The sequence below is a fragment of the Methylobacterium sp. J-070 genome, from assembly GCF_022829385.1.
Classification (GTDB): domain Bacteria; phylum Pseudomonadota; class Alphaproteobacteria; order Rhizobiales; family Beijerinckiaceae; genus Methylobacterium.
On record NZ_JAKSXX010000231.1, the window covers coordinates 15,409 to 33,263 of the forward strand.

22 protein-coding genes are annotated in these 17,855 nt (G+C 67.1%); 15 read left to right on the forward strand and 7 right to left on the reverse strand.

All coding sequences use genetic code 11. From position 1 onward, the window contains the following. Positions 1-23 precede the first annotated feature (23 nt). From MKL01_RS24665 to MKL01_RS24695, 7 genes are all read left to right on the forward strand, one after another. Entirely contained in the window at positions 24-1,196 is a 1,173-nt protein-coding gene (locus MKL01_RS24665) for a chromosome partitioning protein ParA (RefSeq protein ID WP_243907803.1), read from the forward strand. Between the two features lie 419 nt (positions 1,197-1,615). Next, entirely contained in the window at positions 1,616-1,867 is a 252-nt protein-coding gene (locus tag MKL01_RS24670) for a hypothetical protein (RefSeq protein WP_243907804.1), read from the forward strand. 96 nt (positions 1,868-1,963) lie between these two features. Then, positions 1,964-3,022, forward strand: coding sequence for a transaldolase (gene tal, locus MKL01_RS24675; RefSeq protein WP_243907805.1), 1,059 nt, complete (start codon positions 1,964-1,966; stop codon positions 3,020-3,022). Between the two features lie 217 nt (positions 3,023-3,239). After that, complete coding sequence (locus MKL01_RS24680) at positions 3,240-3,617, forward strand: acyl-CoA thioesterase (RefSeq protein WP_243907806.1); 378 nt, start codon at positions 3,240-3,242, stop codon at positions 3,615-3,617. Between the two features lie 153 nt (positions 3,618-3,770). Beyond that, positions 3,771-5,054: a cation:proton antiporter gene (locus tag MKL01_RS24685; RefSeq protein WP_243907807.1), complete on the forward strand. Its 1,284-nt coding sequence runs from the start codon at positions 3,771-3,773 to the stop codon at positions 5,052-5,054. A 299-nt stretch (positions 5,055-5,353) separates the two neighbouring features. After that, complete coding sequence (locus tag MKL01_RS24690; protein ID WP_243907808.1) at positions 5,354-5,707, forward strand: hypothetical protein; 354 nt, start codon at positions 5,354-5,356, stop codon at positions 5,705-5,707. A gap of 98 nt (positions 5,708-5,805) precedes the next feature. After that, positions 5,806-6,042 (forward strand): hypothetical protein, encoded by a 237-nt coding sequence (locus MKL01_RS24695; protein ID WP_243907809.1) that lies wholly within the window; start codon positions 5,806-5,808, stop codon positions 6,040-6,042. 485 nt (positions 6,043-6,527) lie between these two features. Here MKL01_RS24695 and MKL01_RS24700 read toward each other — a convergent pair whose 3' ends face one another. The 3 genes from MKL01_RS24700 to MKL01_RS24710 all read right to left on the reverse strand — a co-directional run bounded on the left by MKL01_RS24700 (position 6,528) and on the right by MKL01_RS24710 (position 9,237). Beyond that, the gene (locus MKL01_RS24700; protein WP_243907810.1) at positions 6,528-6,998 is read right to left on the reverse strand and encodes a regulator; all 471 of its coding nucleotides are present in this window, start codon (positions 6,996-6,998) and stop codon (positions 6,528-6,530) included. Positions 6,999-7,074: 76 nt separating this feature from the next. Further along, on the reverse strand, positions 7,075-8,253 hold the full coding sequence (locus MKL01_RS24705) for a zinc-dependent alcohol dehydrogenase (RefSeq protein ID WP_243907811.1): 1,179 nt from the start codon (positions 8,251-8,253) through the stop codon (positions 7,075-7,077). Between the two features lie 294 nt (positions 8,254-8,547). Next, a complete protein-coding gene (locus tag MKL01_RS24710; protein ID WP_243907812.1) occupies positions 8,548-9,237 on the reverse strand; it encodes an MBL fold metallo-hydrolase in 690 nt (229 codons plus the stop codon). A 113-nt stretch (positions 9,238-9,350) separates the two neighbouring features. Here MKL01_RS24710 and MKL01_RS24715 point away from each other — a divergent pair, with 113 nt between their 5' ends. Next, complete coding sequence (locus tag MKL01_RS24715) at positions 9,351-9,998, forward strand: TetR/AcrR family transcriptional regulator (RefSeq protein WP_243907813.1); 648 nt, start codon at positions 9,351-9,353, stop codon at positions 9,996-9,998. Between the two features lie 424 nt (positions 9,999-10,422). Here the strand turns inward: MKL01_RS24715 and MKL01_RS24720 are convergent, their stop codons facing one another. Continuing rightward, positions 10,423-11,370, reverse strand: a complete 948-nt coding sequence (locus tag MKL01_RS24720) for a LysR family transcriptional regulator (protein WP_243907814.1) — start codon at positions 11,368-11,370, stop codon at positions 10,423-10,425. A gap of 92 nt (positions 11,371-11,462) precedes the next feature. On the opposite strand from MKL01_RS24720, the gene MKL01_RS24725 reads away from it, so the two are divergent. The 6 genes from MKL01_RS24725 (at position 11,463) to MKL01_RS24750 (ending at position 15,368) form a co-directional block, all read left to right on the forward strand. Next, positions 11,463-11,693, forward strand: coding sequence for a tautomerase family protein (locus tag MKL01_RS24725; protein ID WP_243907815.1), 231 nt, complete (start codon positions 11,463-11,465; stop codon positions 11,691-11,693). Then, positions 11,690-12,220, forward strand: a complete 531-nt coding sequence (locus MKL01_RS24730; RefSeq protein WP_313901486.1) for a cupin domain-containing protein — start codon at positions 11,690-11,692, stop codon at positions 12,218-12,220. Before MKL01_RS24725 ends, MKL01_RS24730 begins: the two co-directional genes overlap by 4 nt. Before the next feature lie 82 nt (positions 12,221-12,302). Next, complete coding sequence (locus tag MKL01_RS24735) at positions 12,303-13,061, forward strand: SDR family NAD(P)-dependent oxidoreductase (RefSeq protein ID WP_243907816.1); 759 nt, start codon at positions 12,303-12,305, stop codon at positions 13,059-13,061. 361 nt (positions 13,062-13,422) lie between these two features. Further along, complete coding sequence (locus MKL01_RS24740; RefSeq protein WP_243907817.1) at positions 13,423-13,659, forward strand: isochorismatase family protein; 237 nt, start codon at positions 13,423-13,425, stop codon at positions 13,657-13,659. A gap of 214 nt (positions 13,660-13,873) precedes the next feature. Continuing rightward, positions 13,874-14,593 carry a PQQ-binding-like beta-propeller repeat protein gene (locus MKL01_RS24745; protein ID WP_243907818.1) on the forward strand — a complete coding sequence of 240 codons (720 nt, stop codon included), beginning with the start codon at positions 13,874-13,876 and terminating at the stop codon, positions 14,591-14,593. Positions 14,594-14,675: 82 nt separating this feature from the next. Beyond that, positions 14,676-15,368, forward strand: coding sequence for a dihydrofolate reductase family protein (locus MKL01_RS24750; RefSeq protein ID WP_313901487.1), 693 nt, complete (start codon positions 14,676-14,678; stop codon positions 15,366-15,368). A gap of 241 nt (positions 15,369-15,609) precedes the next feature. On the opposite strand, the gene MKL01_RS24755 is transcribed toward MKL01_RS24750, so the two are convergent. Both MKL01_RS24755 and MKL01_RS24760 read right to left on the reverse strand, forming a co-directional pair. Continuing rightward, positions 15,610-15,960 carry a cupin domain-containing protein gene (locus MKL01_RS24755; protein ID WP_243907820.1) on the reverse strand — a complete coding sequence of 117 codons (351 nt, stop codon included), beginning with the start codon at positions 15,958-15,960 and terminating at the stop codon, positions 15,610-15,612. A gap of 204 nt (positions 15,961-16,164) precedes the next feature. Then, positions 16,165-16,449, reverse strand: a complete 285-nt coding sequence (locus MKL01_RS24760; protein ID WP_243907821.1) for a hypothetical protein — start codon at positions 16,447-16,449, stop codon at positions 16,165-16,167. A 159-nt stretch (positions 16,450-16,608) separates the two neighbouring features. Between MKL01_RS24760 and MKL01_RS24765 the strand changes: the two genes are divergently transcribed. Continuing rightward, positions 16,609-17,010 (forward strand): DUF983 domain-containing protein, encoded by a 402-nt coding sequence (locus MKL01_RS24765; protein ID WP_243907822.1) that lies wholly within the window; start codon positions 16,609-16,611, stop codon positions 17,008-17,010. A 171-nt stretch (positions 17,011-17,181) separates the two neighbouring features. Here the strand turns inward: MKL01_RS24765 and MKL01_RS24770 are convergent, their stop codons facing one another. Then, complete coding sequence (locus tag MKL01_RS24770) at positions 17,182-17,625, reverse strand: DMT family transporter (protein WP_243907823.1); 444 nt, start codon at positions 17,623-17,625, stop codon at positions 17,182-17,184. Positions 17,626-17,855: the final 230 nt, after the last annotated feature.

Consider the following 17,855-nt stretch of genomic DNA (forward strand, 5'->3'; position numbering starts at 1 on the left):
CCTCCAACGCCCGCGAGAACGCCATGGCCATCGACTACCGTTCCGAACTTCGCAGGCCCCTTCCGTTCAGCCTCGCCGTCGTGGCGGTGGTGCTCTTGGTCTGGCTCGTCGTTGCCTCCATTGCCGGCGCACGGCAGAGGACCGCCCGGGACCATCGCATCCAGGACCTGGAGACGCGGCAGGTCTCCCTGCAATCGGACCTCGATCAGCAGCGGGCGGCGGCGGGTACCCTCGACGGGCTTCAGGCGAGGATCGCATCGGCCCAGCAGCAGGAGCGGGATATCACTCAGGCCGGCGAACAGGCCAAGACGAAGGCGGCGAGCCTGGCGACGGAACAGCAGGAGGCCGAGCGCAAGGCCGGCGAGGCCAAGGCCACCGCCGAGGCCGAGACGATCAAGCTCACCGGGCTGCAAGCCCAGCTCACCCAAACTGAGCAGAAGCTCGCCCCTATGAAGGAGGCCACCACGGCAGCCGAGCAGGCGGCGACCGCCAGGACCAAGGAACTGTCCGACGTCGGGCGCCGGCTGGAGGAGACGCGCCAGCAGGAGGCAAAGCTGAGGTCCGATATCGCCGCCATGTCCCAGGAGGCGACCGCTAAGACTGCCGACCTCGCCAAGGCCGAGGAGAGCCAGCAGAAGGCGCGCGAGGGCTCGGCTGCCGCTCAGAAGGAGCTGGCCGATGCCCGCGCCGCGACTGAGCAGGCGACGAGGCAGAAGGCCGAACTGGAGCGGGCCGTCGACGGTCTGACCGCCAATCGTGAAAAGCTGGCGAGCGACGTCTCGCAGGCTGGCCAGCAGGTTCAGCAAGCCAAGGATGGGTTGGCTTCGACGCATAAGGAACTCGCCAAGGCGCAGTCCGAGCGGGACAGTGTGATCTCGGAACGGAGCCAGGCTGAGCAGGCTGTCCGGAAGCTGGCTTCCGACCGCGACGGCGCGGCCTCGGCGGTGGAGGCGCTGCAGAAGCGGCAGGCTGACGCCCAGGCGCAGTTGGTGACCCTGACCGAGACGCTGGCCTCCCGCAACAAGGAGATGGCTGCCCTTGAGGACCGGCTGGGGACGACCCGTCAGGAGCTTGCCGCGGCCCAGGCCAAGCTCGCCGAGGCGCGTCAGCAGCTATCGGACCAGCCTCCTGCCATGACGGTGCATCCCGGCCCATCCCAACCGCAAGCGCCTGCCATCGCTCCCAAGTCCGAATGAATCCCCGGGAACGGGGGGCGAAGGGGCGCTGAACCATAATGAGCCCAGCCTCATCTGAGGCTGGGCCCGTCTTTTCGCCGGGCAGGGAACGGACAGGGGGCTGCAGATCGGCGGGATAGGGAGGAAGCGCTCTGACCGGCGAATTTCCGGACGGGGCGTCACAGACGCCCATGGTGGGTGCTTGCTGCGATCTGAACCGCGGTGGTCAATGCAGCTTCGGACTGCATTGTGAATTCCACCCTCGCGTCCGTATTCACGGTTCGCCACCGGAACTGTCCCGCGCGCCGGCCCTTTGCCCAAGACGATGGAAGTCGATCCCGAATGTTCTTTCGAGGTCCTTCCGGACCCATCGGCAATAAACCGGAGGCGACATGTCCAGGACGATCTCAGCCGATTTCAAATCCCGCCGGGATGCGGAGATGGCCGTCGAGCACATCGTGCAGGATCACGGCCTTGATCGGAATGCGGTCCAGGTCGGCCCTGCCTCGGACGAGAACACGGCTGGGACCGAGGCGGCGCGGGCGGATGTCGAGGACGGGCACCTGAAGGCCGGGAATGAGGGCGAACCCGCGCTGACCGGCAAGGTCAGGGTTTCCGTCGCGGTCGACGACGCCATCGCCGAGAAGGTGCTGTCGTCCTTCTCGACCTTCCACGGTGACGTCAGCGGCTGAACCGGCACCCGACGGTCACCCACGGGGGTTCGTCGGCACGGCCGACGCCGGCCCACGGGGACGGCTCCCACCCATCCGCCCTGACGGAAAGAACTGATGACCGGTCCCCTCCATGACCTCGCAGCGGCCGGCGTCGCCATTTGGCTGGATGACCTCAGCCGGCCGATGATCGAGTCCGGCGCCCTTGCGGGGGCGGTCGAGCGCGATGGTGTCATCGGCATCACCACCAACCCGACCATTTTCGCCAAGGCCATCGGGGCCGGCGAGGGCTACGACGGCCACGTGCGCGACCTGGCGCTGCGTGGGACCGCCATCGGCGAGACGGTTCGGCTGCTGACCGCCTGGGACGTCCGGACCGCCTGCGACGTCCTCCGTCCGGTCTACGACCGTACCGGCGGCCGCGACGGCCGGGTATCCATCGAGGTCGATCCGCGCATCTCGGGCGATACCAAGCGTACCGTGGCCGAGGCGCGCGGCCTGTGGTGGCTGGTCGACAGACCGAACCTCTACATCAAGATCCCGGCGACCGATGCCGGGCTGCCCGCCATCTCGACCTGCCTGGCGGAGGGCATCTCGGTCAACGTGACCCTGATCTTCTCGGTGGCGCGCTACGAGGCGGTGCTCGATGCGTTCCTCATGGGACTCGAACGTCGGGCGGCCGCCGGCGAAAGCCTCGCTGGGGTGGAGAGCGTCGCCTCGTTCTTCCTCAGCCGCGTCGACATCGAGGTGGACCGCCGGCTGGCGGAGGGGGCAGGCAATGCGGTCGAACGCGACCGCGTCCGTGGCCAGGCGGCCATCGCCAACGCCCGCTTCGCGTACGGGGTGTGGGAGGACAGCGTCGCCTCCGCGCGCTGGCATGCCCTGAAGGGAGCACGGCCCCAACGCCTTCTGTGGGCATCCACCGGGGTGAAGGACAACGCCCTCGACGACACCCGTTACGTCGTCGAGCTCGCCGGGCCCGAGACGGTCAACACCATGGCGCAGCCGACGCTTCGTGCCGTGGCGGACCATGGCCGTATCCGGCCGGACACGATCCATGCGCCCGCCGGCGCGGCCCAGGCCATCCTCGACGAGCTGGAGCGGCTCGGCATCGACATGGCGGACGTCGCCACCACCCTGGAGGCCAAGGCCGTAGCCTTGTTCGAGGCGAGCTGAGACGAGCTCATCGCCTCTATCACCGGACAACTCGAACGGGCCGGCGCTGGCGTCATGCCGGCGGGGGCGGTCTGCCCCGCATCCGGCCAGGACGCCCCGAAGGGTGCCCCGGCCGCGGCGGCCCCGGTGCGATCAGGGAACCGCGCTCGGACATGAACTTTTCCACGCCGATTGTCCGTTTTTCGACCCGACCGAAACCAGGGGCGAGGCATACGATATGAGCGACACGGTCCCGAACGTCTCCGATGGCCCACACCTGCGCACCATCGCCATGCCACGCGACACCAACGCGGCCGGCGCCATCTTCGGCGGCTGGACGGTGTCCCAGATGGACCTGGCGGGCGGAACCTTCGCCGCCCAGCGCACCAGGGGACGCGTCGCGACCGTCAGCATCGACGCGATGCGCTTCCTACGGCCTATTGCGGTCGGCGACGAGGTGAGTTGCTACTGCGCCCTGCAGCAGGTCGGCGAGACGTCGTTGGGCGTGAAGGTCGAGGTCTGGGTCCGGGATAGGACAGGCGGCGATCCTGAGAAGGTCACCGAAGGGGTCTTCACCTACGTCGCCCTGGACGACGATGGAAAACCGCGAAAGTAGGAGGGGGACCGGCGGAACTGGACATAGCGACATCCGCGGTCCGTGGGCATTCCATCGGACTTGTCCGACAGGCCCGGTCGGCACGGACCCGTCGCCATCGTCGCGGATGGTTCGATTCATTGAACCGAGGTTTCCGAAATCGCTTGAGTCCACATGGAAACCTATGTCGTCGTCGTCGCCGGGTTCGGTGTCCTGGTGCTTCTGACGGCTTGGTTGCCGATGGTGCTTCGGGCTCTGCCCCTGTCGCTTCCCATCTGTTGCGTCGGGATCGGCGCGGCCCTGTCGGTCATCCCCGCCATCGGTGAGCTCACGCCCCATCCCGGCCCCCATGCCAAACTCATCGAGCATGCCACCGAGGCCGTGGTCGTGATCTCGCTGATGGAGGCCGGCCTCAAGATCGACCGCCTCTTCGGTTGGCGGAGCTGGTTGGTGACGTGGCGCCTCCTCGGCATCGGCATGCCCCTGACCATTCTCGCGCTGACCGCGCTGGGGTCGGCCCTTCTCGGGCTCGGTCTTGCCTCGGCCCTTCTCCTAGGGTCGTCCCTGGCCACGACGGACCCGGTTCTGGCATCCGACGTCCAGGTCGGCCACCCCGACGAGGACCACGAGGACGAGCCGCGGTTCGCCCTGACCTCCGAGGCGGGTCTCAATGACGGCCTCGCCTTCCCGTTCGTGAACCTCGCCACCGCTCTGGCTGGTACCGGCGGCCTGGCCGGTCTTTCGTGGTCTCACTGGCTTGCCGTCGACGTCGTCTGGAAGATCGCCGTCGGCGCCGTCCTCGGGGCGGCGATAGGGCGGGCGCTGGGATGGCTGATGTTCCACCTGCCCAACCTGTCGAAGCTCTCCCGCACCGGCGACGGCTTCGTGGCGCTCGGCGTGACCTGCGTCGCCTACGGATGCGTCCAGGTCGTCGACGGCTACGGCTTCGTTGGCGTGTTCGCGTCGGCCGTCTCGCTGCGCTCTTCCAGCCGCGGGCATAACTACCATCGCAAGATGCACGACTACGCCGAGGAGCTCGAACGTCTCCTGATGATGGTTCTGCTCGTCGGGTTCGGGGCGGTGCTTGTCGGCGGGGGACTGCTCCATGACCTGACTTGGCCCGCCGTCGCCTTCGCGCTGGTCGCCCTCCTGATCGTCCGGCCCCTTGGCTGCTGGATCGGCCTGATCGGTAGCGGTCGGTCCGTGGAGGACCGTGCCGTCGTCAGCTTCTTCGGCATCCGCGGGCTGGGGACGGTCTACTACCTGGCGTTCGCGACGGGTCACGCGTCCTTCGAAGGAACGGACCTCCTGTGGTCGACGGCCGGCCTCGCCGTCCTGATCTCCTTCCTCCTACACGGCGTCACGGTCACGCCGGTGCTGTGCGCCCTCGACCGCAGGATGGGACGGGACACGGAAAGCGCCCAGCTGGACCTGACCCTTCCCCGTCCCACGGCCTGACCGCGCGTGGCAAAAGGCCATTTCCTCGTGCCCCCCTCATTAATGGTCGATCAACGGCATACTGCCGGATGCCGATGGACCAGGTGAACAAGTCGACAGCGAACCGAGCTCGCCGACGGGTCGTCCGGCTCGGCGCATGCTGAAACGCAATCTAGTCCCGCGCCTGATATTGCAGTGCAACAACACGCCTTCTCCGCCGTCGTACCGACGCTACCCTCGCAGTGCCGCGTGAGGGTCGGCATCGAGTTAATCGCTCGTCGAGCGCAACTGCGATGCTGCCACCCTCCGAAAGCACCCCGATGCGCCTCGCACCCCTCCTGGCAACCCTCGGCCTCACAATCTCGCCGCTTCCGGCGCTGGCGTCCTCCTGCACCGAGCAGATCGGCACCATCGAGCGCCGCCTCGACAGTGCAGGTGCGGTGCAGGTCGCTGGCCTGCAGGCCGGGCACTCGTTGCAGACGGGCTCGCCGCGCGCGGTGACCGCCGCCCGCAAAGACACGCCCAGCGACCCCGCTACGGTCTCGACGGCCGACCATGTCGTCGGCGCGCGGACCCTGATCCTGCGGGCGGGCGAGGAGGACCGGCGTGGAGACCAGCGCGCCTGCGAGAACACGATGACCGAGGCCAAGGGCATGATCGGCGCCCTTCCATAGGCAAGCGTTCAGACGCGTGGACCTGCCGACACCAGCATAGGGACGCCCGGACATGATTGGACCTGCCGAGATCGATGAGATGCGGCTGGATCTTTTCCATGAACGAGCGGGCACGGCTTTACGATGCCGCCCTGATCCCCCTGAACCGGCACTGGGCCGAGCGCGGCGCCGCCTCGGTCGGCAGCGTCAGCCAGATCTGCGAGCGCGTCTTCGCCCGGGCGGAAGACCGCCCGCTCTCGGACTGGAAGGCGGTCGCCACCGAGGCCGTCGCGGATGCCGGGTTCGGCATCGTCTGGAACGGCGATGCGGTGGCCTCGCTTGAAGCCCACAGGTGATCCGCCATGCTTCCGTGGCGGTCTCGATCCTGATGCACCGCCGTCAAGTTGGCGCCGTGCACTCTTAAGCGGAGGGGCAGATCCAGCCGGGTCCGACATCGGAATCTCGGCGACGGGGGCCCTACGACCTGAGGGCCTCCAGGCGTAAAGGCCGCCGGGGGTCGGCAGGAAACCTCGGGGGCATCCGTATGGCCGCAGGCACCGGAAGATCCGAGGCTGAACTCCGGCGCTCTCGGACACCATCGCGCGACGAGCGCGTTGAACACGCTTTTGCGTTGGAAGTCGGTGCGACAGGGCAGCCCTAAGACCGAAGCCTCCAACCCGCGTCTCAGGATGCAGACCCCGTCCACGCAGTACGTGCAGCCGCCGTTCAACGACCAACGCAGGCAGGCGTCGGGCCTCGCCTGCGGTTGGCCTTCCTATAAGCTCCGCGCGATATGAGTATCGCACGTGCGATCCAGCGCCCGGAGAGCGGTTTTAATCGCTCAGGCAGGTCTTCCCTCGACCTTGGCATAGGTCCCGGAGGAGACCTGATCGGCGAGCTGTGCCTTGAAGTCCCCGATGCCAAGGACCTGCACCGGGTTTCCGCTGTCGTCGAGGAACTCGTAGAGCGCGTCCTCGATGTTGCGGTTGCTGAAGAACACGATGGCGTCCTCGTCGCCGCCGCCCTCCATGTGAGGCTCGCCGTTGGCGGCACCGGAGACGTAGCTTCCGGTCGGACGGACCTCCTTCATCTCCCCGTTCTCGCGGTAGAACCGAAGCTCGCCCTGCATCACCAGGGTGACGTAGGGGCACTTGTGCCGATGGAGCATCACCTTCCGGTTCGCCGCGAACTTGAAGACGACGTCGACGATGCGGTTCTCCTCGTCGACCTTGTAGACGAAGAACGCAATGTGCGGGAGCCAGTCCAGCGTCCGCCAGGTGATGTTGTCCTCGTCGAAAGCATAGTTCTGCATCGGTTGTCCTCCATTTATTATTGTTGTTTGGGGCCGGTCGTGCTTTGCGCACGTGCTCCGGCCCCGTCGGGGGTGGTCAGCCGTGCGGCTCGAACACGACCTTGGTGCAGTTGTCCTTCTTGTCCCGGAACTTCTCGTACAGCGCTGGGCCGTCCTCCAGCTTGGTGGAGCGGTGGCTGATGATGAAGGACGGGTCGATGTCGCCGTTCTGGATGCGCTCCATCAAGGGCTTCATGTAGCGGACCATGTGGGTCTGGCCGGTCTTCAGGGTCAGGCCCTTGTTCATTAGGACGCCGAGCGCGACGGGACCGACCGGACCGGCGAAGACGCCGGGCATCGAGACGTTTCCGCCCGGACGGCAGGCCAGGATCGCTTGGTTCAGGGCGAAGGGACGCTCCAGGCTGACGGTGTGCTCCATGATGGCGGAGGAGACCTTCTGGAGCGTGGTGTCGGCCCCGTGGGACTCCATGCCGACCGCCTCGATGACCGAATCAGGGCCGAGGCCGTGGGTCATCTCCATCAGCGTGTCCTGCACGTTCTCCTTCGACAGGTCGATGGACTCGGCGCCGGCTTCGCGCGCCAGTGCGAGGCGCTCGGGGACGCTGTCGATGGAGATGACGCGCTTGGCGCCCAGCATCAGGCAGCACTTCACCGCGAGCACGCCGACCGGGCCGCAGCCCCAGATCGCCACGGTATCCTCCGGGCCGATGTCGCAGTGCTCCGCCGCCTGATAGGCGGTCGGGAAGATATCGCTCAGGAACAGGACCTGCTCGTCGCTGAGCCCCTCGGGCACGACGATGGGTCCGACGTCGGCGTAGGGCACCCGCAGGTACTCGGCCTGGCCGCCGGCGAACCCTCCGGTGATGTGCGAGAAGCCGAACAGGCCGGCGAGCGGATAGCCGTAGGTCTCCGCCTGCATCTTGCCGTTCGGGTTGGTGCGCTCGCAGCAGCTCCAGTTGCCCCACTTGCACTGCCGGCACTCGCCGCAGCAGATGGTGAAGGGCACCACGATGCGGTCACCGACCTTGAGCTTTTGGTTGTCCTTGCCGACCTCGATGACCTCGCCCATGGTCTCGTGGCCGAGGACGTCGCCGCACTCCATCGTTGGCATGAAGCCGCCCATGAGGTGCAGGTCGGAGCCGCAGATCGCGCAGGCGGTGACCTTGATGATGACGTCGCGCCCGTGCTCGATCTTGGGATCAGGCACGGTCTCGCACGAGATCTTGCCTCGGCTCTGCCACGTGAGTGGTTTCATCCGGCGACGCTCCTGTGCGGGGTGTGCCGACAGGATGACCCCCACCGCTACCACCAGGGAGGTAATGTCCGACGCGCGCGCCTGATCCGGATGGGGGCGAAACTTCTCCACCTACGGATGACCGTCGCGGATCACCGAGATTTCCATCCGGTAGAGTGAATCTGACGCCTGGCTCACTGCTGCCGGGGCTGCTTTCGACCTAAATAGGTCGTCCCGTTGATCTTCGGAGCGGCCGGAAAGCGATCATAGGCCCGCTCCCAATCCCTATGGCCTACGGTGATCTGTGCACGCCTGTCAGCGGCGCGCGACGAAGCGACGAAGCTTGCCGGGGCCATCCTTCGTGATGGCCTTGCCGTGCCCAAACGCGACGGCCTGGAAGTCGAGCGCCGCGAGCTTGCGTTGGCTGGCCCGCCCTTCTGCTTCGTTCTCGAACGCGATCGGGTCGCTCACACCCAGGATGTTGATGAACGTATCGCCGCCGAGCAGGAGCCGTCCGCCTCGCCACATCAGAGCGACCTGTCCGGCGCAATGACCGGGTACGTGTATCGCGTGCAAGCCACCCAAGATCGGCAGCGTCTCACCGTCAGCGATGTGCTGGTCGATCGGGAATGGCTGCATGCGCTCGTTCTGATCCCAAACAAGCTTGTACATCAGTGCGTGCACGAGGCCGGGCGCAGGGGCCATCGGCCGGAACGGGCCGCCGCTTTCTGCCAGGGGAGCGTCGGCGGCATGCATGTAGGTCCGTGCACCCGTCGCGCGGATGATGGCGGCCGCGCTCCCGATGTGATCGGGATGCACGTGCGTGAAGACGAGGTGCTTCAGGTCTGAGGGACGCCGACCGAGTTTGCTGATCGCGTCGAAGACGATCTGCTCCTTGCCGGAGAAGCCCGCGTCGATCAGGGCCAGTTCCTCACCCTGACGCAGCAGGATGGCGTTGCCGTTGCCCAGCGCCAACAGCCAAGCATCCTCGACGATCTGCTGCATGATCATGGCCTCTGCGTCTTCGCCCTGGCTGAGATGCACTCTCGCCAGGACCGTGTTACCATTGGCAACATACGCTCAATGTTACCACCGTCAACACACCGCACGAGGTTCTCGTGAACACAGTCGCGTCAGCAGCCCCGTACCACCACGGCGATCTGCGCCGTGCCCTTCTCGACAGCGCCACGGCGATCCTGACGGAGACGGGGCGGTGGGACTTCTCGCTGCGCGAAGTCGCCCGCCGCGCCGGGGTGAGCCATGCAGCGTCCTACCGGCATTTCACGGATAAGGAGGCGCTGATCGCCGCGGTGGCACTCACGGGTTACGAGACGCTGAATACCCGCATGACCACTGCGATTGATGAGGCCACGGGTGCGGTCGGGACCCTGCGGGCCATCGGGCAAGCCTACATCGGGTTTGGCGTGGCGAACCCCGCCCTCTACCGGCTGATGTTCGGTCAAGCCCTGCCCAGCATCGAGGGCCTTCCGCCAGCGGTATTGGCTGTCCTGACCGAGGCGCGTGCGGTGCTGCGGGGCGTGATCCTGGCCGGTGCACGCGCGGGCGCATTCGCGATCGACCCGGAGGATGAGCAGGAGGTCTCGGTGGCGGTCGTCACCGCATGGTCGCTCGTTCACGGGTTCACGCTGCTGACGATCGACCGTGTGGTGGACCGCGAGGTTCGCCCCCAAGTGATCGACCCCTTAGCGGCCCGCGTGGCCGAGCGCTTGATCATCGGCCTGTTGCCGACACAAGGTAGAAAATAGGTTTGATGCTGGTTCGCCTGCGGATCGGGATCGCCCGAGCGCAAGCAGGCGGTGATGTCCGCGTTAGCGTATGCGACGCCGGAAACCAGACAGTCTCTTATCCACCCAACCCGGTCACGCGATCCGCCCCCGGCATCCGCATTAAGCGGAAAATGCCCAGGCTCATTCCCGGTGGCGCATCGCATCGACCAGCGAAGCGAAGGCCGTCGTGGTCGGTGCGTCAAAGAGGGTTGGCCCCCCGCCGATCCGCGCGTTCCGCTTTTCTCGGGCTTGGCGACATACAGCTTCACCTAGCGAATATGTCTTAGGACCAAGCTTGGTCGAGATCCTTCGTGGGCATGTGCAGGCCATGGAACGTGCCAGGGTGGCTTCTGGACGACGAAACCAAGAATCACGAGGCATGAATTCCGGGGCAGCGGGACAACTATCCAAATGCCCGGCCGGAACCGGGACCAGGGCTGGTCTGCCGGCCGTTGGGTAACCCTCGGTACCGCAAAGCCTCGACAATGAGCGCGAACGCCGGGGAATGCTGTCGACGGCTCGGGTAATAGAGGTGATAGCCCGGAAATGGGTCGCACCATCGCTCCAGCACCTGCACAAGCGTTCCCTCGTCGACATGCCCCATCACCATCCCCTCCGGCAGGTAAGCGAGACCGAAGCCGTCCAGGGCGGCGCGCAGGAGCATGCCGGCGTCGTTGAAGGTCAGTTGCCCTTCCACTCGGACCCGCGTCTCGCGACCGCCCTCGTCGAACTCCCAGGCATAGAGGCCGCCCAGCGTCGGCAGCCGGTGGTTGATGCAGGTGTGGGACACGAGGTCCTGCGGGGCGCGCGGCTTCGTCCAGGTGGCGAAGTACGAGGGCGCGCCCACCACCGCCATCCGCATCGGCGGTCCGATGGGGACGGCCACCATGTCCTTGGCGACGATGCCGCCCAGGCGTACGCCCGCGTCGAAGCGCTCGGCGACGATGTCGGTCAGGACGTAGTCCGTGACCAGCTCGACCTTGATGTCGGGATAGTCCCTCAGGAACGGCGCCAGCGCCGGCCAGACCACAGCGCCGGCGGCATAGCCGTCCGCGGTGATGCGAACGCTGCCGGAGGGCCGGTCACGCAGGTCGGTCAGCGCCGCCAGGCCGGCCTCGATCCCGTCGAGGTGCGGCCCGACCGTCTCCAGCAGCCGTTCGCCCGCCTGCGTCGGCGAGACGCTGCGGGTCGTACGCGTCAACAGCCGCAGGCCGAGGCGCTCCTCCAGCCCGCGCACCGTCTGGCTCAGAGCTGATTGCGACACCCCCAACTGCGCGGCCGCCCGGGTGAAGTTGCGCTCGCGCGCGACGGCCTGGAAGGCGACGAGATCGCCGATGTCTGCCCGCGCCATTCAGTAGCTCCGCTTATAACCTCATGCAGCTTCTAGCGGCTAATCGACCGCCCGGGCGAGACCTAGATTGCCGTCATGCACCGCGGCCTTCGATGCCGCACGTCACCGTCAGGATCGCCTCGGGACGGACCGAGGCGCAGAAGTTCGAGCTCGCCGACGCGATCACGCGGGCTGTCGTCGCCGTCGCCGGTGTCGGCGAGGACGCCGTATCGGTCGGGATCGAGGACGTGGACCGCGTCGACTGGGTCGAGGCGGTCTACCGGCCCGAGATCCTGGCCAAGGCGGACACCCTCTACAAGAAGCCGGGATACGACCCGCTATGACCGCAGCATCGACCGCCGCGATCCGGACGGTCCGTCCGTCCCTGGCCACCCTCCTCGTGGGGCTGGCCCTGCACACGGTCCCCGTCCGCGCCGCGGACGAGGCCGCCCCCGGCGAGGTGACGGTCATCCGTGCGGGGTCGCGGCCCACCGTGAAAGGACCAGCCGAGCGCTTCACGGGCGCTGTGCGCGTCGATGAACTGTTCGCCGTCCACCGGCCGTCGCGCGTCTCCGGCGGGAGCGTGACCTTCGAGCCGGGCGCGCGCTCGGCCTGGCATACGCACCCGTCCGGCCAGACGCTAATCGTCACCGCCGGCGTTGGATGGGTGCAGCGGTGGGGCGGGCCGATCCTGGAGATGCGGCCGGGGGACGTCGTCTGGATCCCGCCCGGGGTCAAGCACTGGCACGGCGCCGCGGCGACCACCGGGGTGACCCACCTCGCCATTCAGGAAGCGGTCGACGGCCGGAACGTCGAGTGGCTGGAGAAGGTCACCGACGAGCAATACGCGGGCATGCCGCACGCACCGTAATCGAACCGCCCGAGCCGCGCCCCGAGGGCAGGCACGGTCCTTCCGAATAACCGCATCGACCGCACGAACCGGAGAGATCCGCATGAACCCGACGTACGACTTCAAGGGACAGGTCGCCCTCGTCACCGGTGCGAGTTCCGGAATGGGGCTCGCGACCGCGCAGGCCTTCGCCGCCTCGGGCGCCTCGGTCGTCCTCAGCGACATCAACGAACAGGCCCTGCACCGGGCTACGGCGGAGATCACCGCGGCGGGCCACTCGGCCATCGCCGTCACGTGCGACGTGACCGACGAGGGCCAGGCCGCCGCCCTTGTCGCGCGGGCGGTGTCCGAGTTCGGCCGCCTCGACATGGCCTACAACAACGCCGGCATCCTCGGTCCGATGGGCGACATGACCGAGGAGACGGGCGAGGGCTTCGACGCGGTCGTCGCCGTCAACCTGCGCGGCGTCTGGACCTGCATGAAGCACGAGCTCCTGCAGATGCGGAAGCAGGGGAGCGGAGCCATCGTGAACTGTTCGTCGCTCGGCGGCCTGGTCGGACTGCCGGGCCGGGCCGCCTACCACGCCTCGAAGCACGGCGTGATCGGCCTGACCAAGGGTGCCGCCCTCGACAACGCGACGCGTGGCATCCGCGTGAACGCGATCTGCCCCGGCTGCATCGACACGCCGATGGGCGACGGCATCGACCCGGCCGCGATGAAGGAGTTCCTGAAGGACCAACCCATCGGCCGGATGGGTCGCGTCGAGGAGATCGCCAGCACGGTCCTGTGGCTGTGCAGCCCCGGGGCGAGCTTCGTCCTCGGCGTGGCGCTTCCTGTCGACGGCGGCTTCGTCGCCCACTGAGCGGCGCTCGGCCACCCCAACCTGGACCTCATGAAGGGTAGCGCGGGCATGAATCCCGACGACGTCCAGATCCTGTTCGCGCACCTCCAGACCTCGCTCGTCGCCGGCAGCCGAACGGTCCCGCCCGAGGCCCTGGCCGGGGCGGCGACCGCCCTCGCGGAGGTCGGTGCTGCGCTCGGGCTGCCGATGACCTTCGCCGTGGTCCCGGAGCGGGGGGACCTCGTCCCGGGACTGGCGGCGCATGCGAACGAGGCCACCACGTTCCCGCGCCATGCGGCGAGCCCGTTCCTCGACCCGGCGACGCGGGAGACTCTGGCCGCGAACGGGCGCGGGACCCTCGTCGTCGCCCTTCGCCACGGAGGTGGCGACCCTGAACGCATGCCTCGACGCGATGGCGGCGGGCTACGCCGTGCATCTGCCCGTCGATGCGACCGGCGGTTTGCCGGAGCGGACGGAAGCGGCGGCCCTGAGGCAGGTCGAACGTGCCGGAGGCGTCGTCACCTGCGTCCGCAGCCTGGCCTCCCGGCTCGCGCCGGACTTCGCCGTCCCGCCGGGCCTGAACGTCTTCGCCACGCTGCAGGCCGGCCTGCCGACCTGAAACCCGAACCGGCGGCGGCATCGCCCGTCAGCCCGGAAGCCACGGAGTTCAACATGCGAGGCAATCAAGCCGGTGGAGGAGAGGCCGGTTCCCCAGGGCGGCACCGTCCCCGGCGAGCGCCTCGCGCCCACACATCCGTTCTCGCCCGCCATGCCGGCGTTCCGGGGGGCGGTCATGCGCGAGGCCGACATGTGCCGTCACCCCCGTCGACCAGATGATCTGCCGCATCAAGTTCCGGCGGATGCGCTACGAGCGCACCCTGACCCCCGTCGGCATGGACCGACCGACCCTCGTTCAGCCCGGGTACGGCGGCGGCGTGAACTGGGGCAGCGTCTCGGTCGACTTCGACCACGGGATCATGGTCGCGGCCTGGATGAACCTGCCGACGCAGGCCCAACTCATCACCCGCGCCCAGGCCAAGGAGAAAGGCCTGAAGATCGCCGACGGAATGGGACCCGTCCCGACCGACGCACCGATGGAGGACACGCCCTATGGTGCCGTGCTCGGGCCGTTCCTGTCGCCGCTCGGAGCGCCGTGCAGCGCGCCACCCTGGGGGTTGATGACCGCGGTCGACCTCGGAACCGGTCGGGTGATCTGGAGCAAGCCGTTCGGCACGGCCTACGACACCGGCCCGCTCGGCATCCGTTCGCACCTGCCCCTTCCGATGGGCGTCCCCTTCTCGGGCGGGGCGATCACGACCCGCGGGGGCTTGGTCTTCATCGCGGCGTCCGTCGAGCAGGCGTTCCGCGCCTACGACGTCGCGACCGGCGAGGAGGTGTGGAAGGTGCGCCTCCCGGCGGGTGGCCAGGCGACGCCGATGACCTACCGCTCACCTAAGAGCGGGCGGCAGTTCGTGGTCATCGCGGCCGGCGGCAAGCCGACGCTGAAGACGAAGCAGGGCACCAAGATCGTGGCCTACGCACTGCCTCGCTGAGGCGCTCGATGGAACTCGGGCGTCGAAGAATGGCATGTCGGAAAAGGAATTGAGAGCGATGCGTCCGAGGATCATCTGCCACATGGTGACGTCCATCGACGGACGCCTCCATCCCAGCCGGTTCACCGTCCCTGTGGCCGGCGTGGACAAGGACAGGCTGCGGCGGCACTACGACGAGGTCTCGCCCCGACTCGGTGCCCGGGGCTGGATGTGCGGTCGCGTGACCATGCAGGAGATCTCGAAGGGGAAGGGCCGGACGGTTACCAGCCCCGGCATCACCTCGCGCGAGGCGTTCGTCGGCGACCGTGGGGACCGGGACCTTGCGGTCGCCATCGACCCGAACGGCAAGGTCCACTACGGACAGGATCACCTGCACGGCGACCACGCCGTGGCCGTCCTCTCGGAAGGGGTGTCGGACACCTACCTGGCGGAGTTGCTTGAGGACGGCGTGTCCTACGTCTTCGCCGGCCCGGACGGACGGGACCTCGCCAAGGCCATGGACGCGCTTGGCGAGACGTTCGGCGTGGAGACCTTGCTGCTGGAAGGGGGCGCCGGCATCAACGGCGCCTTCCTGAAGGCCGGGCTGATCGACGAGATCAGCGTGCTCATCCAGCCGGCCGTCGACGGCCTCGCAGGCGTGCAGAGCATCTTCGAGTACCGGGGCGGGCCTGACGAGCGGCCGGGTGCCGGACAGGCCCTCCGGCATATGTCCACGGAGACGCTCGAAGGCGGGATGGTGTGGCTGCGGTACCGGGTGGAGCAGGCTCCGACCTGATCCAAGTGGTCTGAACAGCACTCGTGACGTGAGGAGCCCAGCGGTACGAGACGGTACCTAATCGGGGCTTTGCCCGTGCCATTTCTAGTGCCCTGCCAGAAAAAAGCCGAGTCCCGCCCAGGGGATCGATGGTTTGGACGGACCGTTATGAGCGGTCGGCTCCAACCGTTGAGCTACAGGCCGCTCAACAACGAGAAACCCGCCCCAATCTGTACCCGGCCGGTTTTGCAGGATGTCCTCCCTATGCGACCAGCTCTTGCAGTGGCTTCCCCTTCTCGACGACGTAGACCGAAAAGACCGTGATGGTCCTGTCGCCGATCACGGTGTAGCCCGAGTGATGGGCGCCGCGCGGGATAATGCCGTTCTCGCCTGGGACGCGCTCCCGTGGCGGCCGGCCGGGCTCCTGCACCGTGCCGCCCTCCAGCACGAAGAACGTCTCCTCGCCGTGATGGAAGTGACGCGGTGACGTCGCGCCCGGCCGGAACTCGACCAGCTGTGTGATGATCTCAAGGTGATCGGAGGCGGTGACCGGCGACCGGCTGAGCTCAATTCGCTTGATCGCCGGAGCAGGTTCAGGGTCCGAGTCCACCATTTGCCCCTCAGGATCGACGCCGGATGGTGCGGAGCCAACGCCGGAAGCGGATCCAGCGCGTCTGAACAAGCACGCGGATCAACGTGCTCCGGCGCATCGGCGGCTTCCTGGGCGGTGGCAGCTCAACCGGCATCTTGAAAGCGTATCACAGAACGCAAAAAACCGTCCGACTTGCCGGCCGCACGAATACCGGCCGGCGGCGCCTCAGTGCCACGGCGGATCGAACCAAGCGCGTACAGTCGACGGGATCGGGCTCATTACCTCGGCCGTCGGCTTCGGTTGTGCAGCGATTGGCTTGGATGGTGCGTCGAGGCGCTTATTGGCAATCGCACCAGTCATCGCCGGTTCGGACCAGCCGGCCACCTGTTTTTCCTGTTGCATGGCCGGAGTAGGCAATTTTCGTTCGACGCCCAGGTACGTCACAGTCAGCCCAACTCCGATCAAGACGAACGCAAGTCCGTCGACGATTAGGTGGCTGATCCTCGCCATCGCTCGTGCTCCAGTCTTGGAGAGCGACAGCTAGCGCCGAACACTTAACGATCTGACGCCCTGAAACGAAAAACCGATCCGGCCTGCCGGCAGCTGATCTCGGCCTAGTTGGATCAATAGGCCAGTGTGCCATGATAGCTGCTGTCCTGGAGAGCGCCGATGCCCGAGTCCTCCTATGCCGCGCAGTCTCCGTTGTGGGTGGCAGTTCGAAGCCGCTGCCCGCGGTGTGGGCGTGGACACCTGTTCCGAGGGTTCCTCTCGCTCGCGCCTCAGTGCGATGCGTGCGGCCTGGATTACAGCTTTGCCGACCCAGCGGATGGTCCGGCCTTCTTCGTGATGATGACTGCGGCGATACCGGCGACGGCGTTCGGTGTCTGGCTCGAGCTGACATACTTGCCGCCGCTCTGGGTACACGCCGTTACGACTCTGCCGATTGTGCTGATCGCTTGCACCCTGCCGCTGCGCTTCTTCAAGGGCTGGCTGGTGGCTGAGCAGTATGTCCACAAGGCTGAAGAGGGGCGTATCGCGAGGCCAGTGCCTCTACCGCGGGATCCAAGATGAAACGGCCCCCGCCGTTCTCCTGAAAAAAAAATTCGTCCCGGCTTGCAGGACGCGTCGGATCCTCAGCCATGGCGCGCGGTCAGGCCTTCGTCTCCTTGCGCAGCCTCATCCCCGGCCACTCGCTGTTCTCCTGGATGAAGATGACGCCGACGGCTTCCAGGGCGGAAAGGCTTAGAAGAGCGCCACGAGCGCAACGCCGGCCACCATCAAGAGGCCGCCCAGAACACGCCAGAGGCTGGCCGGGTGCTCCTCAAAACCCACCCAGCCGAAATGGTCTAGCAGGATCGAGGTGACGACGCCTGCGGTGACCAAGAGGCCGAGGAACACCCCGGCTCCGACTTGGCGGGCGACCAGCAGTTGGGTGGTCACGATCCCGCCACCCAAGATACCGCCACCCCAGGCCCACCACGGTACCTGTGACAGCTCCTGCGGCGTTGGCCATGCCAAGCGACGGGACACAAGGCCAGCGACCAAGACAGTCAACGCCGTGCCGATCCCGACGACCAGACCGGCGACAAGAGGCTGTGAAAAGCTTCTGGCCAGCGTACTGTTCTGGCCGGGCTGGATGGCATTCGCGATCCCGGCGATCAGCACGGCGCCGTAGAGGTACCACATGGTCGAGATCCGATCGGTGAGATCTCGCTAGGTAGGGCGATAAGCGCCTCTTCCACGAGGCGGAGGATGGGGTCAGGAGCGGTACCGCCCCACCTCAAGGCCCTTGAGCGGTACGCCGGTCCTGAACCGATCATACTTGCGGCCGAGGATGTCGAGCGCGGGACCTGTTGAAGCCACGACAAGCGGGCGATCGATCTCGCTGGCAATGCGGAGTAGTCGATCGCGGAAGG